The organism is Sphingobacterium pedocola (genome assembly GCF_015209965.1).
Taxonomy (GTDB): Bacteria; Bacteroidota; Bacteroidia; order Sphingobacteriales; family Sphingobacteriaceae; genus Sphingobacterium; species Sphingobacterium pedocola.
This window is the reverse complement of record NZ_MU158689.1, coordinates 1,659,785-1,680,867: the sequence shown is the minus strand read 5'-3', so window position 1 is coordinate 1,680,867 and position 21,083 is coordinate 1,659,785. Positions and strand designations below refer to the sequence as shown.

The window sequence follows — 21,083 nt, the reverse complement described above, 5'->3', positions numbered from 1 at the left end:
GATGAAGTGCTGTAAACATTTATAAATGTAACGTTTATAATTTTATACTAATTTGGTTTTATTATTTTTTAACTTGATCGTACCGCGTTTTAAACGTGTTTAAACTAAGCTTTTTAAGTGATATAGAATTTCTATATTTATATGTTAAATAGTCAATATGCCAATTGGTTAACTGTATTAATGTGATCTAATAGTGCATGTGTAAATTATTATGCATCTCTTAGGTATGACGCTCGATTTCATCAACTATATAGAGTCTAGCCTGACCCAACAACAAGCCTAGCTCAACCCAAGAACAAGCCTAGCCCAACCCAAGAATAAGCCTAGCTCAACCCAAGAATAAACCTAGCCCGACCCAAGGATAAGCCTAGCTTAACCCAAGCCCAAGCCTGTCTCTGCAAAGGCACTACCCAGTCTATGAACAACAAACACCCAACAAAAGACCAAGAAACATACAAGAACGGAGCAACAAAAAGCCTAGAAATCGTTGCTTATGTTTAGCTTTGGTTTTTCTTGATCAGGATCTTATGATAAGAACGTATTTCAACAGTTTTAATTTATTTAGTGAAGAAGAGATTGAAGCTGCTGCCCGACTTTTTGAATACCGAAAGCTAAATAAAAACGAATGCTTAGTCGTAGAGGGCGAACCCTGCAAACTGATCGCTTTCGTCTGTTCGGGAATATTCCGATCGTTTTACCTATCTGAAACAGGGGTCGATCATACGTTTTGTTTTCGCTTCCCGAATAGCTTGATGGCGCCGTATTCGGCTTTTCTGACCGGACAGCCGAGTGTAGAAACTGTGCAGGCCATTACCGACGCAGAGCTTTTGGTGATCCACAAAAAGAAGTTGGAAGAGCTGGTAACAGATAATAGCAACTGGACGAAATTTTTAAAACTAAATGCAGAACACGAGTACCTCGAATTGGAAAAACGGTTTTTTCAGCTCCAACGGGATGGTGCAAAGCAGCGTTACCTGTCGCTACTAGAAAATCAGCCTCAATACATCCAGCAGATCCCATTACAGTATCTGGCCTCGTACCTCGGTGTTACGCAACGGCATCTGAGCCGTATCCGGAAAGAAATGACGTTTTAGACATTTGTCCTGCGTTTGGAAGCATTGCTCCGCTAATTTTGTTGTATTAAAAATAGATACAGCATGACAAAGAAAATAGGGGTCATAAATGGCCATCCAAATAGTGAGGCCTTCAATGTAGCTATCGCGCAGGCCTATATAGACGCAGCAAGAGCTTCTGGTGCGGAGGTAAGGGTAATCACGGTAGCGGAGTTGGATTTCAACCCCAACCTGCAATACGGTTACCGGAAAAGGATGGAGCTGGAGCCTGATCTGCTCAGTGCCTGGGAAACGATTTGTTGGGCCGAGCACTTGGTCTGGATCCATCCGGTGTGGTGGGGCGGCCTACCGGCAATAACGAAAGGATTTATTGATCGGCTATTCCTACCGGGCATGGCCTTCCGATACCGCGATAATTCTGTATGGTGGGACAAACTCCTCAAGGGTAAGTCTGCACGCATCATCACGACGTTGGACCAGCCGGGATGGGTCTACAGGTTGATGTTTGGCCGTCCGAGTGTCAATCAGCTAAAACGGGCCGTACTGGAGTTCTGCGGTGTCACTCCGGTAGGCGTCACGTACCTGAGCGTGATGCGGAACTCGGACGAGAAGAGTAGGCAAAAGCTGCTGGATAAAGCGAAGTGGCTGGGAGCGGGGCTAAAGTAACGATAGCTTTCGGGTGGAAGGGAATGCTTACTTGATCCGTCCGCTTTCGCTTTCCAACGCCGAGTTGCGGGTGCGCTGCGCTTTTGATGTGCCCCGGTTAAATTTATAACTGAAACTAAGCCTGACCTGCCGCGATTCATAATACCCGTAACTGGCGGATTCAAAACCCGGAAAGCTTTGGGTACTTCTGCTTTGGTTGCCTTTGTAGATATCGGTCACCGCAAACCGCAGCGTGGCCTTTTCTTTCATTAACGTTTTCTGCAGCGCAAGGTCTACCTGACTGACGGCTCTGCTAAACGTATTCGCGCCGCTAAGCCGGTTTGAATTGTAGCTAGCAAATACCTCAGCCTTCATCTTGAAGGGCAGCCGAAAGCTTTGCAGTACGCTGGCACGCCCCGCGAGCTGTTGTAGATCGAAATTTCGGTACTGATCGAGCGAAACGCTGTTCTGGATGAAATACAGCAAGCCATTAAACGTCACATCCCACCAGGGGGTTGGCGTAACATGCTGGGTGAGCGCCAAAGACGAGTGCTTCTGTGTACCCACATTCCGGTTGATCATCACAATTTTATCACGCTCCAGCGTATCGGTTACGCGCGCATTAAATTGATCCGTGTAGGCGAAATTGAAGGAAACAACGGTAGAACTCTTTAAGGAATACAACAGGGTTAAGCGATGTGTCAACTCGGGGTTTAAAAATGGATTTCCTTGCCAGAAAGAAAGCTCATCGAGCATATAGATAAAGGGGTTCAAATCCTGATAAGCGGGCCTCTCGATGCGCTTCCCATAGGATAGCGACAGGTTCTGGTGCTCCGTGGGCTGCAGCGTAACGGAGAAAAAGGGAAATAGATTGGTGTACTTGCGGTTGATGTTGTCGTCTACCGCCGAACTGCTTTCCTGATAAGTGAGCCTGCCTTTTGAATCGGATAGTTCCATCCGCAAACCCGCTTGGAACGAAAATTTGTCTATTTGTTGCTTATAGTCCACGTAGGCACTGGAGATGCGTTCGTCGAATTGAAAGTCGTTTGAGCGGCGGTTGTCAAGGCTATCTTGCCCTTGGTCGACATGGTAAAACCGGGAATCATTAACGGAACCTACCTGCGAGTACTTTAAACCCGATTCGAATTTCCCCCTCCACAGGTTCATGGAATAATCGAGCTTAATCCCTTTTAAACTGATCGCTATGCCGTTAAGCGTACGGTACAGGTTTTGGCTGGTTAGCACCTCCTGGTTATCACGGTAGGTGTTCGACTGTAAGTTTTTATTACACTTGTCGAAAATACCATAGTCGGCATCGACATTCAAGACATGCCCCAATGTGTCTTCAAATTTGTAATTGACATTGAAGTTATAACGGCCGGTGCGCTGTCCATAGTAGTCATTGATCGCTTCAAGTGATTCTTCTATTGCGTTGGAAGGCAGCGTTCTTATATCCGTATGTGTATCGGTAATCCCACCTCCAAAAATAAAGTTGCCATTCGCCAGAAAGCCAATGGTGTTTTTAGCATTCAGAACGTAATCCACACCGATCTGGGTCGACATTTTTTGGCGCTTGTCGACATCGTCCGTATGGCTATCGTACGATTTGCCGTTTTGTGTCCGGTTGGTTCCGTATAGGTAATTGTAGTTGCCCAAGGTATGGCTATAGCTGCCATAGACATTGATGTTGTTTACCCGGTGATTCAGGATGATATTCTGGATCTGCTTCGGACTAACCCCATAGGCTACGGCAGTGGTTACTGTTCCGTTGGTGCCGATTACCTGGTTTTTCTTGGTGCGGATGTTGATGATGCCGGCAGATCCAGTCGCATCGTACTTCGCGCTGGGGCTATTGATGATGTCGATCGATTTGATATTGTTGGACGATAGGGATTTTAAGAGATCGGTGAGTTCTGCGCCGGAGAGAAAGGTCTGCCGCCCGTCCAGCAGGATCTGTACGCCGCTTTTGCCATTCAGCGTAATGTGGCTTTCATTTTCGACATGTACACCGGGTGCACGTTTTAGCGCCTCCAATGCGGATACATCCTGCCCGCCAATCGTATTTTCGACGTTGTAGCTAATCGTCCCGCCATTGATCTCCAATACCTTTGCCTTACCCTTTACGTCTACGGCTTCGAGCCGATTTTCGACCGCGGAAAGGGGGATCGTATCCAGATGGATCCGAGCCAATTCAAATGGCGGAGATTGATAATCCCGGTATCCGATGTGTTTGATGACGAGGCTGTACCGGCCGGCAATTCCGTAGCGAAGGCTAAACTGGCCCACGCTATCCGTGGCGGTGCGGAACACCGTCTGTTGGTCTACATCCTGTAAAGCCACCGTGACGGAAGATAGGGGAAGCCTGCTTTCATCGACTATGGTTCCAGAAACAACGTGTTCAGTACCTTGTGCGTAAGCACTCGGTGCCAGAACAGTTAGTAAACCAATTAATAAAAAATACAACACGCAAGGTGTTAATAAAAGCCTGCCGATCACGTTAGCGATAAATCAGGTATTTCTTGCGCATTTCATTGTATTGGCGCAAACCGGGTTCCCAGCTCTTGCGGATCTGATCTTCCGTAAGGCCGGCCTCAATCTGTTCCCTGAGCGTATTTCCGCCGGCCAGTTTTTCAAAGGGAACGATTTCCTTACTTTGCTTCTTGTCGAAAAAGACCTTCTGATCGGGATATTTTTGATATAGTTCGATTAGCCAGGAAAGGTTTATGCTCTTAGACTGCCTTAACTTTTTCGGATCAACATTGCGCAGATCCAAGCCAAAGCACTCCTCGCCCATATAGATCGGTGTAGCACTCATGCCTTTGATCGCCACGGGCGTAAACGAAAAGGAATAGATCCCCTTTAATGCCGGGCTCCCGGTAACGGTAAAGGGAAATTGGGTGCCGCGTCCTTCACTGAGTATGGTGCCTTCAAAAAGGCAGGTGGATGGATAAAGCAATATGGCCTGATACGTATTGATATTGGGCGACATATTTACCGGTGGCAGGTATTCCATATCGCGGCTGTAATTCGCCATGGGGATCACCTTGATCTTACATTTGATGCCATTCGCCAGCCAGCCTTCTCCGTTGATCATCTGTGCGTATTCGCCAACTGTCATGCCGTGGACGATCGGGACCGGATGCATACCGATGTCGGATTTAAAAGCCATATCGAGTATATTTCCGTCTACAAAGTAACCGTTGGGGTTAGGCCGATCCAGTATCAATAGTTCTTTGCCGTGCTCCGCACAGGCTTCCATAACCCGGTGCATCGTAGCGATATAGGTGAAATAACGCACGCCGATGTCTTGGATATCGAAGACCATGACGTCTACATCGGCCAACATGGCCTTGGTCGGTTTATTGGTCTTGCCGTATAGCGATACGACCTGGATGCCAGTCAGCGGATCAACGGCATCGCTTACTTTTACCCCTGCGCCCACATCGCCCCGAAAGCCATGCTCGGGACCGAATACTTTCACAATATTGACACCAAGCCCCAGAAGACTATCCACGATGGATTTATTGCCTATCCGTGATGTGGGGTTGACGACCATACCGACCCGTTTACCTTTGAGGTAGCTCACGTATGCGGAGGTCTGTTCGGCTCCGGTACGGATTTGGCCAACGGCGGAGGTTGCGATAAGCATGATCGCGCAAAACAGAATCGAAAAGGGGGTTTTCATCATAATTATTGTACTTAAAATAGGGTCTTTGCAGCTTAATGCACTCTTTTAGAAGGATATCTATGTCCCGCTATGAGTAGCTGAACCGGACAGACGAGTTAAACTAGCGCTCAAAACCTGCCGTAAGATAAGAAATAAAAAATCAAATCCGCAAGAAAACGCATGAAAACCGATCATGTGGGCATTCCGCGTTAATCAACTGATAAAATATGGCATGTAATTCGCTAGGATAATATTAAGATAGTTTATATACTTGGAATATGAATAGATATGTAGTTTTTACGGTGCTTCTTTCGGTGTTATTCTTCGGATGTAAGAAAGATAGAGAAGACTCGGACCGTATAAAAGGATTTGTCCATTTTAAGTTAAACGGTCAGGAGATGAAGCATGATGCGCATGTCAGTGGAAATGATCCGCCGTCTGAGGAGATCGTTCATTTTGTAACCATTTACGGATCGGGAGAACCTGGACCGAACGACCGGCCGCCGGTCCTGGACTTTCAGCTGGTGCACGACGAAGTAAAGGAAGGGGGGCAGTACACGTCGGCGAACAGCGAATTGCACGCGAACTACTCGTCAGCCACTTTTGCTGGCGGAGCTGAATTTACATCAACTCGGGATGGGGGTTTCTTTGAGCTACGCGTAACCGAATTGGGATATTACGGGGTAAAGGGAACGTTTTCCGGACGCTTGCTATCGGATGCAGATCAGGTCATTAACATCACCGACGGGACATTCGAAGCGCCGTATAATTACAGGTAGAATGCCATATCCGTACCAGGCAACCGCGGCAGCAGATATTTTTAATACAAATAATGTAATAAAGGCATCACTGCAATCGGAAGGCAGTACAATTGAAGATGGTTCAGCGACTTACGAGTACAAATTTGATGCTAAAGGCCGTGTAGCCGAAATTAGAGCGGGACTGTTGCTGTGGAACATAGGCTATCGGAAATAAACATTTATTTAGACGGGAAGACTGCCGCGTCGTATTCCTCGTTCTGACGAGCAAGTGGTAACGACATCGTAGTAACATTGTCGTCATCGCGAACCTGAGGCACGAAGGTGTGGCGATCTTACTATACTTTGTGAAAAGACTGCCGCGTCGTAATCGGCGTTCTGACGTGTAAGTATCTGCGACATCGTAGTAACATCGTCTTGCTCCTTGCGGCATTCGTAGCCTGGGGCAGAAGGAAATAAGGAGTACAGTACCTCCATCTCCCAAGATCTTGAAATGATCGACCTGGTACGATTATGTCGCTTTATACTCTTTGGGTGAAATACCAAACTGCTTCACAAAGCACCGCGTAAAATAGGAGGGACTGTTATATCCGACCAAGTAGCATATCTCGTTAATTTTGTACTCTCCCTTGCTTAAATACTGTGCTGCTTTGCGAAGTCGGATCAGATTAATAAACTCGTTAGGTGTTAAATCTGATATGGCGCTTACCTTGGTATACAGACTTGACCTACTGACGTACATCTGTTGAGCGAGCTCATTGACCGAAAAATTGGTATTGGATAAGTTGTCGATAATGATTTCTTCCATACGGTTGATAAACTTCTTGTCCTCATCGTGCCCAACAATACTTTGTAAGATTGTTTTCGGGTTGCTGGTTAGTAATTCGATGAGTTGCTTGCGTTTCTGTAGCATTCCATTTATCTGCGCATACAGAAAGCTGAGGGACACGGGTTTGGTAAGGTAAACATCCGCCCCGCTTTCGACGCCTTTAATTTGAGAGTGTACGTCTGTCTGTGCTGTTAACAGAATAATAGGAATGTGGCATAAATTGATGTCTTCTTTGATTTTTTTGCATAATTCAAAACCGTCAATTTCGTTCATGGATACATCACTGACAATCAAGTTTACGGGATGATTTGATAGGATCTCAAGTGCTTTTCTACCGTTCTCGGCACGTAGAATCTGATAACGCTTGCCAATCTGTTTTTCTAGATATAATGCGAGATCCTCATCATCTTCAACCAATAGTATCGTTTCGTTTTTTATCGAATCCGGGTATACAACAGCGTTTTCCTGTTCTTCAAATGGGGTGGTCGGATTCTCCGCTAGCGACGCTATTTCTAGATTAAGTGCTGTGTTTTCAACGCTATCAGTGCTACTTGTACCAAAGGGTATGATCACGGTAAATCTAGTATACAGGTTTTCTTGCGAATCCAGGTGAATTTCTCCCCCTATTTTTTCGATGAGTTTCGAGACGAGCGATAAACCTATCCCAAACCCCTTGGAAGTACTTCTCTTTTGGGTAGAAGTTGTGTAGAAAGGCTCAAAGACCCGATGAAGATTTTTACGTGCAATGCCTTTTCCATTATCATGTACACTCAGTGTAAATCCACTGTCATAGTCATCCAAGAAGACATCAATGGTATCTTTGGTATATTTAACGGCATTAGATAGCAGGTTGTTAAAAATCTTGGCGACAATATCTTGATCTATGAACCCGATCAGATGATCATCCTTTTCTGGCAAATAGAGATTAAGCGCAATTTTGTGATTCTCACAGTATTTTTTATATTGATCCAATTGTTCGGAGATGAACTTGCCGATATCTTCTTGGGTATAGTTGATGAGGTTGTACCCGTATTCAATATTACGAAAATCCAATACCTGATTAATCAATTGGATGAGCCTGTTGCTGTTTTTATAGATGATTTCCATGTCCTCGCGTATCACGGAAGGAAGATCACTGGTATTCATGATGACCTCGATCGGGGTGGAGATCAGGGTGGCAGGCGTTCTGATTTCATGGGCGATAGCTGTGAAAAACTCCATCTTTGACTCAATGATCTTTTGATCGTGTTCCTGTTGTAGTTTATGGAGTTGCTCGTCGTTGCGTTTTTTTATCTTTTTTTGTCTATTGATGATAAAAAAAGAAGCCAACGTCAATAATATAACAATATATAAGATGCGCATAGAGAGTGTATTCCACCAGGGGGGCAGCACCGTAATGCGCATGGTAGTGTAATTCTCATCCCATTGGCCATAGCTACTTGTGGCTACTACCTTGAAGACATAATCTCCTGGTGCAACGTTGGTATAGTGAGCTCTTCCCTGATCCACTTCAATAAACTGCTTATCAAAGCCTTCCAACATGTATTTGTACCGTATTTTAGAAGGGGAGGCGTAGTACATGGAAGAGAAGTCGATGCTGAACATGGTCTGTGTATTTCGCAATACAATGTGTTCATTGAGCAAGGGGCTTTTTTCTCCTTTTGCGGTGTTTAAGAGTTGGAAATCGGTGAAGCGAACCTTGGGAAATACGGCGTTTTCAACGATTTTTTTAGGATGGAAGTAATTAAAACCTTGATAGCCACCTATGTATATGGTTCCGTCTGCAGTCCGTAAACCGGCATTGGGATTGAAGCGTTCCGTTTCTAACCCATCATCTTTGTTAAACAGATCGAGGGTGTTCTTGTCGATTTTATAGCGAAATAATCCAGAAGAAGTAGTGATCCATAACTTATTCTTGTCGGAAGAGGTGATATATTGAAAAGAGGCATGGGCAAAAGCGGGCGAATGTAATTTAATGGAACTGATTTTCATCGTTTTTAAATCCATGAAAGCTAGTCCTTTCTGATCGATACCGAGCCATAACTTATCATCCAGATGATGAATCGTCTGCACGTCAACCAAACTTTTTGTATATTCCTTTAGATCTTGGTCATAATGAGTGATTTGGAGCGTATGGATATCTAAGGCTGACAGCCCGCGGTTATCAGATACCATCCATATACGGTCTTGCTCATCTGTTTTGAGATTGTCGACATAGATTAATTCATTTGGAGCTGAAGCAGCGATAAATTGGTTTTGCCCGTCTTTTAAAAAGTAAAGTCCCTGCGGGGTGCCGATCCAGAGGCGTCCCATGCGGTCTTCGGCAATAGAGTATATGCTCTCTGGTTGGGCATGGTGTTGTGTGGTGCCACTTTTAATGTCGTATTTGTAAAGCCCACGCTGATAGGTTCCGACCCATAATGTGTTTTCCGTACAATAAAGCGCATGGATATTAAGTGGTTCATTCTGTCCGCCAATATATATGCGTTGACAGTGATGGCTCTTGGGGTTAAAGTGGTAAAGTCCGCCATCATCTGTTCCGATCCAGATATTACCTTTAGCATCTTCACAAAAGCGACTGATTACCTGCCCCATATTTATTTCACTGGCCTTTTGTTTTGATAGGGTGTAAAAATTATTCTTATTGGATCCTAAATAGTTTACGCCACCAAAATACGTCCCTATCCAAACACCATCATCTTTATCTTTATATAGCGGATAGACAAACCGGTTATTGAGTGCCAGGGATTGATTGGCCTTACTGTTGTCACCTACCGTAAAATGACTGCCCGTACTTTTGTCTAGGATCGTTATTCCATCATCTGAGCCGATCATGATTTGTTTTTGGTCGTACTCGATGATCGAATGGATTCGTTCTATGGGTACCCCGTTATTTTTTAAAGGGTAGTGAATGTGTTTGTTGTCGGATTGACGGTAACAAAAGACTCCGGCCGTTTTATCACCCAGCCAGATATTGCCATGCCGATCTAATGAAGCAGAAGTGATCGTGGGAGTAGGCGTGTTAATCTTGTAAATTTCCTCAAACGAACTGTGTTGTCTCTTGAAAATGTAGATGTTGCCCTTGCGCGAAATAACGTGTACTTCGTTCCCTCCGTAACAGAGTACTTTTTGTACTTCTTTTATGTCAGCATAATGCGTGAGCTTTTTTGACTTGATATGGTAACTCCATAACCCCTTGTCTTCTGAACCGATCCAGATGTTGCCAGACGAGTCCGTCACAATAGAAGATATAAATCCGAGCGATTGCATATGCACATCTAGGCGTTCGAAACTGGATTTGATATAATCGAACTTGTACAGAAAGCCTGCTGATCCTATCCATAAATCCCCGTTTATCGTGCTAATTGTTGAAATATGAGTTGGCGCACCGTTGTGACTGTCGATGTCGAGATAATTGATGAATTTGTTCGAATCATATCTCGATATTCCATTATACGCTGCAAACCACATATAGCCACGTTGGTCTTGTGTGATAAAATGTATCATATTGGCAAATAACCCATCATCCGATGTAAGGTATCTGAACCTAGGGAAAAATTGTTGAGCGGTGCTTTGATTTAAAAATAGCAGCACAAAACAGATTAATAGATACAGGTTTCTAATCATATCATAATTTTCATTGGTTAACGGCAAATATATATAATATCTGTCCTGTTATAACCTTTGATACTGCTTTTTGGAAGAAAATACAATATTCTTGGATGATATTGAACGTAATTCATGTAAATAATCGGGACTTTTGTAACCATGAGGATGCACCTCTGCAATAACCAATTGGATAACTAACTAAAATAAACATGATGAAAGAACACCTATTTCCACACGTAGTATTCTCACAAGAGAAAAAAAGCTCATGCAGAATGAATGATAATGTAGTATAAGAATCAGGGTGGATACAAGGTATTCATTTGATTTGGTAAAGTACCTTATTTAGAGGTGCTGTGATCTAATGTGAACAATTTTAACCAAAAAGTAATCAAAGATGAAAAGAAATTTATCGTGTTGGCTAGTTCTATGGCTGACTATGATTGGACTATTTTTACAGTTTTCAAAAGCACAGGCGCAAGGAACGATACGTGTAGCGGGAAGAGTTGTGGACGAAAATAGTCAACCATTAAACGGGGTAACAGTTATTACAAAAGGTGAATCTGGGGGCGTGGTGACAAATGTAAAAGGGGAATTTGTTTTAGAAAGGCTTTCTCCAAATGCCGTTTTGGAGTTTACGTTTTTAGGACTGGAGACCGTACAAATGCCGGTCAACAACCAACGGACCCTTCAGATCGTTATGCAAAAAAAGGCGGATGAACTCGAAGATGTAACCGTTGTAGCCTTTGCAAAGCAAAAAAAGGAGTCGGTGCTATCGGCTATCACAACTATTCGGCCTTCAGAGCTGAGGGTTCCTTCAAGCAACTTAACAACAGCACTTTCGGGACGAATAGCAGGGATGATCTCTTATCAACAAAGCGGAGAACCTGGGCAAGACAATGCGAGCTTTTTTATTCGGGGCATCACATCGTTTGGTGCGGAATCGAAGAAAGACCCACTGATACTGATTGATAATGTCGAGCTGGGGGCTGATGATCTGGGGCGCCTAAATGTGGACGATATTGCTAGTTTCTCTATTATGAAAGATGCTGCCGCGACAGCGTTGTATGGTGCACGTGGCGCCAACGGAGTTATACTGGTCACCACCAAAGAAGGCAAGGAGGGGAAGGCAAAACTCAATATAAGGATGGAAAACTCTTGGTCGGCTCCTACAGAGCGAATTGGTTTAGCAGACCCGATCTCCTATATGAGACTAGGGAATGAAGCTGTGTCAACACGGGATCCGCTCGCTGTTCTTCCTTATCATCAGGAACAGATCACAATGACCGAACGCGGCCTTTACCCTGACCTATACCCGGTTACCGATTGGTACGAGACCATGCTAAAGCCGGTCACGATGAACCAACGCGTAAATGCCAGTATAAGTGGTGGTGGAAAAATAGCACGATATTATGTTGCGGGATCGTTTATGCAAGACAATGGTAATCTTAGGATGGATTCCAGAAACAATTTCAATTCGAATATCGACCTTAAAAAATATACCCTACGCTCAAATGTAAATATGAATCTCACGAAGACCACGGAAGCGGTATTGCGGATGAGTGGCACGTTTGATGATTACACGGGGCCATTAACGGGCGGGGCGGAAGTATACCGAAATGTGCTACGGACCAATCCCGTTTTTTTTAAGCCATATTACGAACCTGACGCAGCAAATAGAAGCACCAATCACATTCTCTTTGGAAACTATGGCGAAGGAAATTTCTTGAACCCGTATGCAGAAATGTTGAAGGGTTACAAAAACTATAGTAAAACGTTGATGTCGGCGCAATTGGAATTAAAGCAAGATTTGAGCGCTTGGACAGAAGGGCTATCTGCCCGGCTTCTTTTTAATACAAATCGATACTCAGAATTTGATATTTCGCGACAGTATAAGCCTTTCTTTTATTCCATGAGTGATAAAAGGTATAATAAAATGACGGGTGAATATGAGTTACTAAGGATAAATCCTAGAGATGGAAGCGAGTGGATAGATTATAGTAATGGCTCTCGATTTATCAATCGTACGACGTATTTGGAAACGGCAACAAATTATAATAAGACCATCGCAGATAAACATAATGTGAGCGGGCTGTTGGTCTTTATTATGCGGGATTATCTGACAACCAATAATGACGATGACCTTCAAAAGTCTCTGCCAAGCCGTAATTTGGGTTTGTCGGGTAGATTTACGTACAACTATGATTCACGCTATTTTCTAGAGACAAATTTTGGCTATAATGGTTCAGAACGTTTCTCCAAAGAGCATCGATGGGGATTCTTTCCTTCCTTCGGTTTGGCTTGGATTGTTTCTAACGAACAGTTTTTTAATAAGCTAAACAGCGGTATCAATATGTTAAAGCTCAGGGGTACGTATGGCCTTGTCGGAAACGAACAGATTGGTAGTGCCGACGATAGGTTCTATTACCTGTCCCGTGTTAAGATGAATGATCCAGACAAGGGCGCTTTGTTCGGAAGAGATTTGGACTACGGCACCGATGGTGTAACGACGCTTCGCTACGCTAACCCGCGCATAGGATGGGAAGTTGCATATAAAATGAACCTTGGGCTGGAGCTGGGACTCAAAAACAATTTTACGGTTATTGCAGATTATTTTACCGAACGCCGAAGCAATATTTTGTTAACCCGGATTATGCCCGGTGCGTTGGGCATAGAGCCTGCAGTGAAAGCAAATATTGGAGAGGCGACATCTAAAGGGATGGATATGGAGCTGAACTACCAACACAATATCACGCCTAGCTGGTGGATTACCGGGCGCGGTACTTTTACGTTTGCCCGAGCCATAGTAAGCAAGTGGGAAGAACCGGACTATGCCGACACGCCATGGCGCTCCCGGATTGGAAAACCTATTGGACAGGAGTGGGGACATATTGCCGAGCGTTTATTTGTGGATGATTATGAGGTCAAAAACTCGCCGGTACAATTTGGTGAATATATGGCGGGGGATATTAGATACCGTGATGTAAATAACGATGGAAAAATTTCAGATCTGGATATGGTTCCTATCGGTCATCCGAACTCTCCTGAAATTAACTATGGTTTCGGTATCTCGACGGGTAATAAAAAATGGGATTTTTCGGTGTTTTTTCAAGGGTCAGGCCGACAGTCGTTCTGGATCGATGTTAACAACGTGTCTCCCTTTATAAATAACGCGGAAGGAGCTACAGGAAGCAATGCTTTACTAAATGCTTTTGCCGATAGCCACTGGTCGGAAGATAACAGGAATGTATACGCTTTATGGCCTAGGCTGTCTAGTACCGTTGTCGAAAATAACAATAGAAGGAGCACTTGGTTCATGCAGGATGCATCGTTTATCCGCTTAAAATCTGCTGAAATAGGGTATACGTTGCCCCCTGGCCTGCTCTCAAGACTTAAGATGGAGACTTTCCGGGTGTATGCAAATGGAACGAATCTGTTGACGTTCAGTAGGTTCAAGCTGTGGGATCCGGAGATGGCTGGAAATGGATTGGGATATCCGGTGCAGCGAGTCATCAATATAGGGGTTAGCGTGGGATTCTAGTATTTTATAATTGACAACATAATATTAAAATATTTACAATGAAACGAATGTATAAATTTATAGTGATATGCTCCGTATTGGTGTATAGTTCTTCCTGCAATTATTTGGAGGTGGTACCCGACAATATTGCTACAATAGATCATGCTTTCTCTGATCGATATACAGCTGAAAGTTTTTTAGGCAATTGCTATTGGTATATGCCAAGCTCGGCAAACCCAAATGCTAGTCCGGCTTATATGGGGTCCGGGGAGTTTATGCACCAAAGGGCCATGCTTCAAACGAGTATGCTAATTGCACGCGGCGCACAGACTGCTGCCAATCATCAGATAAATATGTGGGGAGGTGGAAATGGCGGTAAGAAGCTTTGGGATGGCATTAACAATTGCAATGTTTTTCTGGCAAACATCCATAAAGTAATGGACCTGACAGATGCAGAGCGAAAACGATGGATTGCCGAAGTCGAATTTCTGAAGGCATACTATCACTTCTTTTTACTACGGTATTATGGGCCGATCCATACCGTAGATAGTTTTATGGATGTTTCGGAGGATACCGATGTCGTTCGTCAAGAGCGGCAGACGGTGGATGAATGCTTTGAATATATCCTAGGCATCTTAGATCGATTGGCGGAAGAAAAATCATTGCCCACCACGATCAGCAATCCCAGGGAAGAGCTCGGAAGAATAACGTTGCCTGTCATCATGGCTGTGCGTGCAAAGGTACTGGTAACATGGGCAAGCCCGTTGTTTAATGGTAATACAGATTACGCCAACTTTAAAGATTCGGAGGGAAGGCCATTCTTCAATCAACAGGTTAGACCAGAACTGTGGAACAGAGCGGCAGATGCCTGTAGAGAGGCCATCGATATTTGCCATCATGCGGGGCACGCTTTATACATGGCAAATGATGTGGTAAATAATTTTTCGTTATCGGATGATAGTAAAATTCAGATGGCTTATCGCAGTGCCGTGAGCCTAAGATTTAACCATGAAGTCATATGGACTAATACGCAGAGCCTAATTAACGGTACGTATCAAGACTATATGATTCCTCACCTAAGACAGGTTTCTCAGGGAGTTACCTCGGGATGGTATTCGCCGACGATTAATGTTGCCGAGATGTTTTATACCGAGAATGGTGTTCCTATTTCTGAAGATACAAATTTTGATTATGAAGGCCGATTTGAAAGAATGTCAAATTCTTCTTCATGGAAAACCTACAATATCGCCGGCGGCGGGGAAACAGCTAAGCTGAATTACTACCGGGAGAACAGGTTTTACGCATCGTTGGGCTTTGATAGGGGCAAGTGGTATAATTTCGTGGGCCACAATGATTGGGAAAAATCGGACGAAAATGCGCCAACGATCCAAGCCAGATATAATGAATATTCGTCGATGTACAACCCAAATAATTATTCGTCTACGGGGTATTTTGCTAAAAAGCTAGTTTCCGTAAACTCTGGATTTACGGAGCAACACCGGTTTGCGGCCGAATCCTACGGGTATCCGGAGATGAGACTCTCGGACCTCTACTTACTGTACGCCGAAGCACTGAACGAATCTAAATCAGGCCCTGATGCAGAGGTGTATCAATGGATAGATTTGGTGCGGGACCGTGCAGGCCTCCGCTCTGTAGAAGAAAGCTGGCGGCTTTATAGCAAAAATCCGAATAAGCCGTCGAGCAAAGCCGGCATGCGGGAGATCATACAACACGAAAGAAATATTGAATTGGCCCTGGAAAGCGAGAACTATTGGGATGCGCGAAGATGGAAAACGGCGATAAGAGATTATAATCGTTCGCTCAAAGGATGGAACGTGCTACGTCAGGAGGCTATAGAATATTACGAGGTGCAAACCTTGTTTAATCAGAAGTTCGCACACAAGGATTACTTTGCACCGGTGCCGGAATATGAAATTATAAACAATCCGAAATTAGTGCAAAATCCAGGATGGTAGTTAGGTATAAGTTTTAATTTTAAATAGCATTGAGTATGAAAAGTATAATCATATATTTATTTCTAACCTTGATAGTCTTATCTTTTTCAGGGTGTGCAAAGAAAGAAAACCTGCCGATATCAGCGAGTACAGGCAAGCCGGGCTCGGTTTCTGATGTGTCCGTAAAACCGATGCCGGGCGGTGCAGAGGTGAGGTTTAAGATGCCGGATGACAATAATATACTGGGCGTCAAAGCGGTATACGATAGAAATGGTAAAGAGGTGTCTACATTTGTGTCCGTGTACGACAATGTCATTGTGTTGGAGGGGTATGATAACCAAGAGACACAGGCGGCACGGTTGATTACCGTAAATAGAGCCCTAGAAGAGTCGGAGCCTGTTGCCATCTCGTTTACACCTAAAAAGTCTCCGATCACATCGGTAAAAGAAACGGTACAGATCATTCCAGACTTCGGTGGCCCTCGGTTTCAATGGCGTAATGTAGATAGAGCGCCCATAACTTTTGAGATGTACGCACCGGATTCGACAGGTGTACTGAGGCTTTCAAAAATAATGGTCAGTTCTTCGGAACAAATGAGTCATACCATACGGGGCTATCCGGATGAGGAAATTCCGGTAGCCATTGTTTTAAGAGACAGGTATAACAATTTTACCGATACCATTTATCCAGCGGGCGGAAAAACATTGACACCCCTGTTTGAAGAAAAAATACCTAAAGGCAGCATGCGCATGATCGTGTTGAACAACGACACTGATTTTAATTTTCATGGCGGAAGGGTGGAATATCTAATTGACGACGATTGGCGGACATTTGGCCATTCGAACAATGGGACGATGCCGGCTTCGTTTACCGTCGATATGGGACAGCGGGTTAAGATGAGCCGGTTTGTAGTAACCAATCGTGAGTACTGGGGGCATGCTTTCTCCTGGGGCAACATCAAAACGTTTGAAGTATACGGACGCGTGGACGCTCCTTCGGCAGACGGTAATTGGGACGAATGGACACCCCTGCAGACGCCTAAAGAATGTGAAATCATCAAGCCATCAGGTATAGGAGGAACTGATGTGACACCGGAAGATATCGCATTTGGAATAGCTTTTGATTTCGAAGTGCCCTTCGAAATGCAAGCTTTTCGATATTTCAGGTTGAAGGTAACGGGAACCTGGAGTGTGACGACCTTTTGCCACCCGGCTGAAGTAGATTTCTTTGGTCAGGGAATGGGAAATTAATTAATAACTTATAATGAAGAAATAGTGATGAAAAATAAAATAACACGTATAGTTTGTACAGTTGGTATTGCGCTATGTCTGGTAATAAGCTTGTCTTGTGATAACTTTATGGATATACACCAAGAGTATATCAAAGATGGAGAGCGTGTATATGCTCCTATAGTGGATTCGGTGACCGTGTTTGCCGGTAAAGGAAAGGTGACCATGAAGCTGAGGTATTTTAACGGCCACAATCTCAAGCACAGTACCATTTATTGGAATGATAAGCATGATTCCTTAAAAGTTGATCTGGAGCAATATGATATTTCGGCAGGACTTGATTCGATCGAGGTGACGATACCTGATTTAGTTGAATCGGCGTATTCTTTTTACATTGTTAACTATGACTCACATGGCAACCGGTCTTTGGAGGTGAGTACCTTTGGGAATTCGTATGGCGCGGATTTTCAAAATTCGATTCTCAATAGAAGTATAAAAAGTTTAGCACATTTTGATGACCGATTTGAAATTGAGTGGGCTGCACCATCGGATCAACTGGTTAAGGTAGAATTGAAATACATTGATGCGCTCGGAAATGAACTATCAGTTGTCAGGGACATTGAAAATGTAGGAACTTATGCCAAGGCGCGGGATGATGAATTTGTCTACCGTTCTTATTTCTTGCCTGAAGAAAATGCGCTCGACTTATTTTACACGGAATGGTCTGAACCGATAAAATTACCTCCAGCAAAATAGTTTTCTAATTGAATATAACCATGAAAATAAATTTATGGCTGGCGCCATTCTTATTGCTGATGTGGAGCTTACCATTCAGGGCGTCGGGATTGGAGCAAAAACGGGTAGATATAGCGGAATTTGGTGCAATGGCAAATGATGCAAAAGATGACTCGAAGGCCCTCGCTAAAGCTGCTCAGTATTGTCGCGATAATCCGGGGACGGTGTTGGTTTTTTCGCCTGGAGCGTATATCCTGAAAAACACACAAGGTATCGAAACGGAACGTGCAGCGATGAGGGGAGAAATGGGAGATAACCCAGAGCGCGTAATTTTTACACCTTATTATCCCTATGGAATAGGGATGGATTTTTCGGGTTCACAATGCATTACCATAGAGGGAAACGGTGCTAAGATTAACTGTTATGGATGGATGGAACCCATATCTATTGAAGACTGTGTCGATTTTACGGTAGAAGGTTTAACGATAGATTACCCAGAAAAGCCCTTTTCTTCGGGTAAGGTTGTTAAGGTATCGCCTCATGATTTTGAAGTTCAGTTTTCGAAAGAAAGAATCATCGATGATAAGATGATACTGGGCAGAATGACATTTTGGGACCTGCAAAAAGATAAGCTCACGCCGGATGTTCTTTATTTCCCTAAAAGAGAGCTCCTGGGGGATAATAGGGTTCGGTTTCACGCAAAAATAAGTCCAGAAACAGTGGGGCAAATTGCGAACGTTTTGCATTGCTTTCACTTTCGCCCAGCTATATTGATACATCGCAGCGTAAATACGGTCATTCGGAATGTCACCATTCATGCACAGGCAGGGATGGGTGTAGTAGGGTTTGACAGCCGTAATATACTGCTGGAAAAATTAGAAGTCCGTCCGGCGCCGGGGTATTATCAATCGACGAATACGGATGCTACACACTTTGCGAGTTGTGATGGGCTCTTAAGATTTGACAACTGCTATTTCGAAGCGCAGGGTGATGATGCAACAAATGTACATGGGTATTACCATACGGTGCTGACAGCAAAAGACAATCAAATTACGACGAAGCTGGAAGCGCCAACGTTTACACACATCCAGGTAATAGATCTCCCACGTGTGGGAGATCGCCTGGAACTCGTGAATAGAGAAACTCTTGAGGTGGTAGACACCTTCACCGTGCAGCATGCTGCTGAAGACAAGCAGATGTTGATCAATACGCTTACCTTAGATCGTCGACTTGAAATTGATCCTGCCAACTATTTTGTAATGAATATTTCAAAATTGCCGCGATTGGAGTTTGTTAATTCTGTTATCAACAGTCATCTGGCACGCGGTATACTCGTGAAGACGCGGGATGTACTGATCGAAAATAACCGTTTCAACGGCTGTTCAAACACAGCCATACACGTTGGTGCGGAATCGTGGTGGAATGAAGGTACGCATTCCGAAAATGTAGTTATCAGAGATAATGTCATCAGTGGGTGTGGTTTTGCCGGTACGCAGGGCGGCGCTTCGGGAATCGCGTTTATTATTGATGCAAAGAATACGCGCAGAACTTTTTTGCATAAGAACATTCGTATCGAAAATAATGTGATTGTCGGATCAGGGAATCTCTGCGGCATATATATCGGTAATACGAGCGGAGCCTTGCTTACAGGAAATACAGTATCAAACTGTGAAATGGATGTATATATTAAATCATCAAATGATATAAAAATTAAAAAGAAATGAGAGTTTTATTGTTTTTTATAAATGCCTTATGGTCGATTAGCTTTTTAACAAGTGGGCTGTCGGCCTGTACAAAATCTACCCCTCAGAACGATACGGAAATACCGCAGCCGCCTCCACCAAAACCGCCGGATACAAAGGAAATGACACCGGAGAACTATCCGGATTTGGTGTGGATCTACTCGAGTGAGCAGTGGAAACATGAGACATTTAACGGTGGAACAGCCGAGTATATTTGGAGTAATGAAAAGAAAACGCCAGAAGATTTAACATTAAAAGTATCGACGATAAAAGGATCAGTCTGTTCTAACTCTTGGTTGTCGGTAACGTTGAAACCCAACACGGTTTATCGTTTTTCTGCTGACATCCGTACGTTAGGGGTAACTGGTGACAAAGGAGCGACTATCACACTGATGGGCGAATGGTGGGACACAGCAGAGTATGTTAAGGGTACGCAACAAAAGACTAATGTATCGCGAACATTCCTAACGGATCATCTCGGTGTAGCTCGGTTGTGTGTTAGTTTAGGCATCAATGGGCAGACCTCATCTGGAACGGTTTACTTTAGCAATCTTAAGGTTGCAGAAGCAGATTATATTGCTCAAGAATCTAAATACATGCGATTACGGATCAGCCGCGAACATGCCAATTCGGTCAAGGCGGGTTCGATTGATGCTTGGCTGGCAACGATGGACAGGGTGTATGAGCAGTATGTCGAATTGGTTGGAGCTAATCCGTACGGTCAAACAAAAACAAACATCTATGCGCCTTATCCAAGCATTGGAGCCTGGGGATTGGCCGGTAATCCAATCCGGGTGACATTAAACGGTGTGGTACCGATGCTGCGTAATTTTGAAGATCACAATGACTGGAGTTTTGGTATGATGCACGAAATCGGGCATAACTTTAATTCGGGTGATGGAAAGTATAATGGATCTGATGCGAACTGGAACTGGAATGATGAGATGTTTGCCAACTTCCGATTGTACTACGCGCTAGATAAACTAAATGGCCGTTTTTCTAATGGGGGAAAATACTATGACGGAGCCCAAGCCATTGAATATTTCAAAACGGACGGAGGCGACTCGTATGATAATACAATAGCCCGCGGGACATATTCGCATGATGCGGTGATGTACACGCTGATACGTCTACAAAATCAAATTGGCTGGGCGCCTTTTGAAAAGGCCTTCAGGGAGTTCTATTCCAAACCCAATCCTAACAACGTGACGAATTGGAAAAAGTTCAATATCTTTTTGGAAACGCTTAGCAAATATGCAGAGAGGGATGTGAAGGAAACGTATTCAGAGCAGGAATTGCAGGTGATTAAAGACAATATATAAGA

13 protein-coding genes are annotated in these 21,083 nt (G+C 44.0%); 10 read left to right on the top strand and 3 right to left on the bottom strand.

What is annotated here, in order from left to right; genetic code table 11:
- Positions 1–527: 527 nt before the first annotated feature.
- Both C4F40_RS07035 and C4F40_RS07030 read left to right on the top strand, forming a co-directional pair.
- Positions 528–1,094, top strand: coding sequence for a Crp/Fnr family transcriptional regulator (locus tag C4F40_RS07035; protein WP_196938635.1), 567 nt, complete (start codon positions 528–530; stop codon positions 1,092–1,094).
- 63 nt (positions 1,095–1,157) lie between these two features.
- The gene (locus C4F40_RS07030) at positions 1,158–1,739 is read left to right on the top strand and encodes an NAD(P)H-dependent oxidoreductase (RefSeq protein WP_196938634.1); all 582 of its coding nucleotides are present in this window, start codon (positions 1,158–1,160) and stop codon (positions 1,737–1,739) included.
- A gap of 27 nt (positions 1,740–1,766) precedes the next feature.
- On the opposite strand, the gene C4F40_RS07025 is transcribed toward C4F40_RS07030, so the two are convergent.
- Both C4F40_RS07025 and C4F40_RS07020 read right to left on the bottom strand, forming a co-directional pair.
- Complete coding sequence (locus tag C4F40_RS07025) at positions 1,767–4,181, bottom strand: TonB-dependent receptor domain-containing protein (RefSeq protein WP_196938633.1); 2,415 nt, start codon at positions 4,179–4,181, stop codon at positions 1,767–1,769.
- A 34-nt stretch (positions 4,182–4,215) separates the two neighbouring features.
- Complete coding sequence (locus C4F40_RS07020) at positions 4,216–5,406, bottom strand: exo-beta-N-acetylmuramidase NamZ family protein (RefSeq protein WP_196938632.1); 1,191 nt, start codon at positions 5,404–5,406, stop codon at positions 4,216–4,218.
- A gap of 257 nt (positions 5,407–5,663) precedes the next feature.
- Here C4F40_RS07020 and C4F40_RS07015 point away from each other — a divergent pair, with 257 nt between their 5' ends.
- Together C4F40_RS07015 and C4F40_RS07010 are read left to right on the top strand one after the other, a co-directional pair.
- Positions 5,664–6,164, top strand: coding sequence for a hypothetical protein (locus tag C4F40_RS07015; RefSeq protein ID WP_196938631.1), 501 nt, complete (start codon positions 5,664–5,666; stop codon positions 6,162–6,164).
- Between the two features lies 1 nt (position 6,165).
- Entirely contained in the window at positions 6,166–6,360 is a 195-nt protein-coding gene (locus tag C4F40_RS07010) for a hypothetical protein (protein ID WP_196938630.1), read from the top strand.
- A gap of 294 nt (positions 6,361–6,654) precedes the next feature.
- On the opposite strand, the gene C4F40_RS07005 is transcribed toward C4F40_RS07010, so the two are convergent.
- Complete coding sequence (locus tag C4F40_RS07005) at positions 6,655–10,599, bottom strand: hybrid sensor histidine kinase/response regulator transcription factor (protein WP_196938629.1); 3,945 nt, start codon at positions 10,597–10,599, stop codon at positions 6,655–6,657.
- A gap of 376 nt (positions 10,600–10,975) precedes the next feature.
- Between C4F40_RS07005 and C4F40_RS07000 the strand changes: the two genes are divergently transcribed.
- Genes C4F40_RS07000 through C4F40_RS06975 form a run of 6 tightly spaced genes read left to right on the top strand, consistent with a single transcriptional unit; the run spans position 10,976 to position 21,081 of the window.
- On the top strand, positions 10,976–14,119 hold the full coding sequence (locus C4F40_RS07000) for a SusC/RagA family TonB-linked outer membrane protein (RefSeq protein ID WP_196938628.1): 3,144 nt from the start codon (positions 10,976–10,978) through the stop codon (positions 14,117–14,119).
- A gap of 47 nt (positions 14,120–14,166) precedes the next feature.
- On the top strand, positions 14,167–16,074 hold the full coding sequence (locus tag C4F40_RS06995) for a RagB/SusD family nutrient uptake outer membrane protein (RefSeq protein ID WP_196938627.1): 1,908 nt from the start codon (positions 14,167–14,169) through the stop codon (positions 16,072–16,074).
- A 35-nt stretch (positions 16,075–16,109) separates the two neighbouring features.
- Positions 16,110–17,303 carry a DUF5000 domain-containing lipoprotein gene (locus C4F40_RS06990; RefSeq protein ID WP_196938626.1) on the top strand — a complete coding sequence of 398 codons (1,194 nt, stop codon included), beginning with the start codon at positions 16,110–16,112 and terminating at the stop codon, positions 17,301–17,303.
- 27 nt (positions 17,304–17,330) lie between these two features.
- The gene (locus C4F40_RS06985; RefSeq protein ID WP_196938625.1) at positions 17,331–18,038 is read left to right on the top strand and encodes a DUF4998 domain-containing protein; all 708 of its coding nucleotides are present in this window, start codon (positions 17,331–17,333) and stop codon (positions 18,036–18,038) included.
- A gap of 20 nt (positions 18,039–18,058) precedes the next feature.
- Positions 18,059–19,741 (top strand): right-handed parallel beta-helix repeat-containing protein, encoded by a 1,683-nt coding sequence (locus C4F40_RS06980; RefSeq protein ID WP_196938624.1) that lies wholly within the window; start codon positions 18,059–18,061, stop codon positions 19,739–19,741.
- Positions 19,738–21,081, top strand: coding sequence for a M60 family metallopeptidase (locus tag C4F40_RS06975; protein ID WP_196938623.1), 1,344 nt, complete (start codon positions 19,738–19,740; stop codon positions 21,079–21,081). Before C4F40_RS06980 ends, C4F40_RS06975 begins: the two co-directional genes overlap by 4 nt.
- The last annotated feature ends 2 nt before the right edge of the window (positions 21,082–21,083 follow it).

Excerpts from the sequence above, each read along its gene's own strand:
- C4F40_RS07035 (WP_196938635.1), top strand. The coding sequence starts at position 528 with ATGATAAGAACGTATTTCAACAGTTTTAATTTATTTAGTGAAGAAGAG.
- C4F40_RS07030 (WP_196938634.1), top strand. The coding sequence starts at position 1,158 with ATGACAAAGAAAATAGGGGTCATAAATGGCCATCCAAATAGTGAGGCC.
- C4F40_RS07020 (WP_196938632.1), bottom strand. The coding sequence starts at position 5,406 with ATGATGAAAACCCCCTTTTCGATTCTGTTTTGCGCGATCATGCTTATC.
- C4F40_RS07015 (WP_196938631.1), top strand. The coding sequence starts at position 5,664 with ATGAATAGATATGTAGTTTTTACGGTGCTTCTTTCGGTGTTATTCTTC.
- C4F40_RS07010 (WP_196938630.1), top strand. The coding sequence starts at position 6,166 with ATGCCATATCCGTACCAGGCAACCGCGGCAGCAGATATTTTTAATACA.
- C4F40_RS07005 (WP_196938629.1), bottom strand. The coding sequence starts at position 10,599 with ATGATTAGAAACCTGTATCTATTAATCTGTTTTGTGCTGCTATTTTTA.
- C4F40_RS07000 (WP_196938628.1), top strand. The coding sequence starts at position 10,976 with ATGAAAAGAAATTTATCGTGTTGGCTAGTTCTATGGCTGACTATGATT.
- C4F40_RS06995 (WP_196938627.1), top strand. The coding sequence starts at position 14,167 with ATGTATAAATTTATAGTGATATGCTCCGTATTGGTGTATAGTTCTTCC.
- C4F40_RS06990 (WP_196938626.1), top strand. The coding sequence starts at position 16,110 with ATGAAAAGTATAATCATATATTTATTTCTAACCTTGATAGTCTTATCT.
- C4F40_RS06985 (WP_196938625.1), top strand. The coding sequence starts at position 17,331 with ATGAAAAATAAAATAACACGTATAGTTTGTACAGTTGGTATTGCGCTA.
- C4F40_RS06980 (WP_196938624.1), top strand. The coding sequence starts at position 18,059 with ATGAAAATAAATTTATGGCTGGCGCCATTCTTATTGCTGATGTGGAGC.
- C4F40_RS06975 (WP_196938623.1), top strand. The coding sequence starts at position 19,738 with ATGAGAGTTTTATTGTTTTTTATAAATGCCTTATGGTCGATTAGCTTT.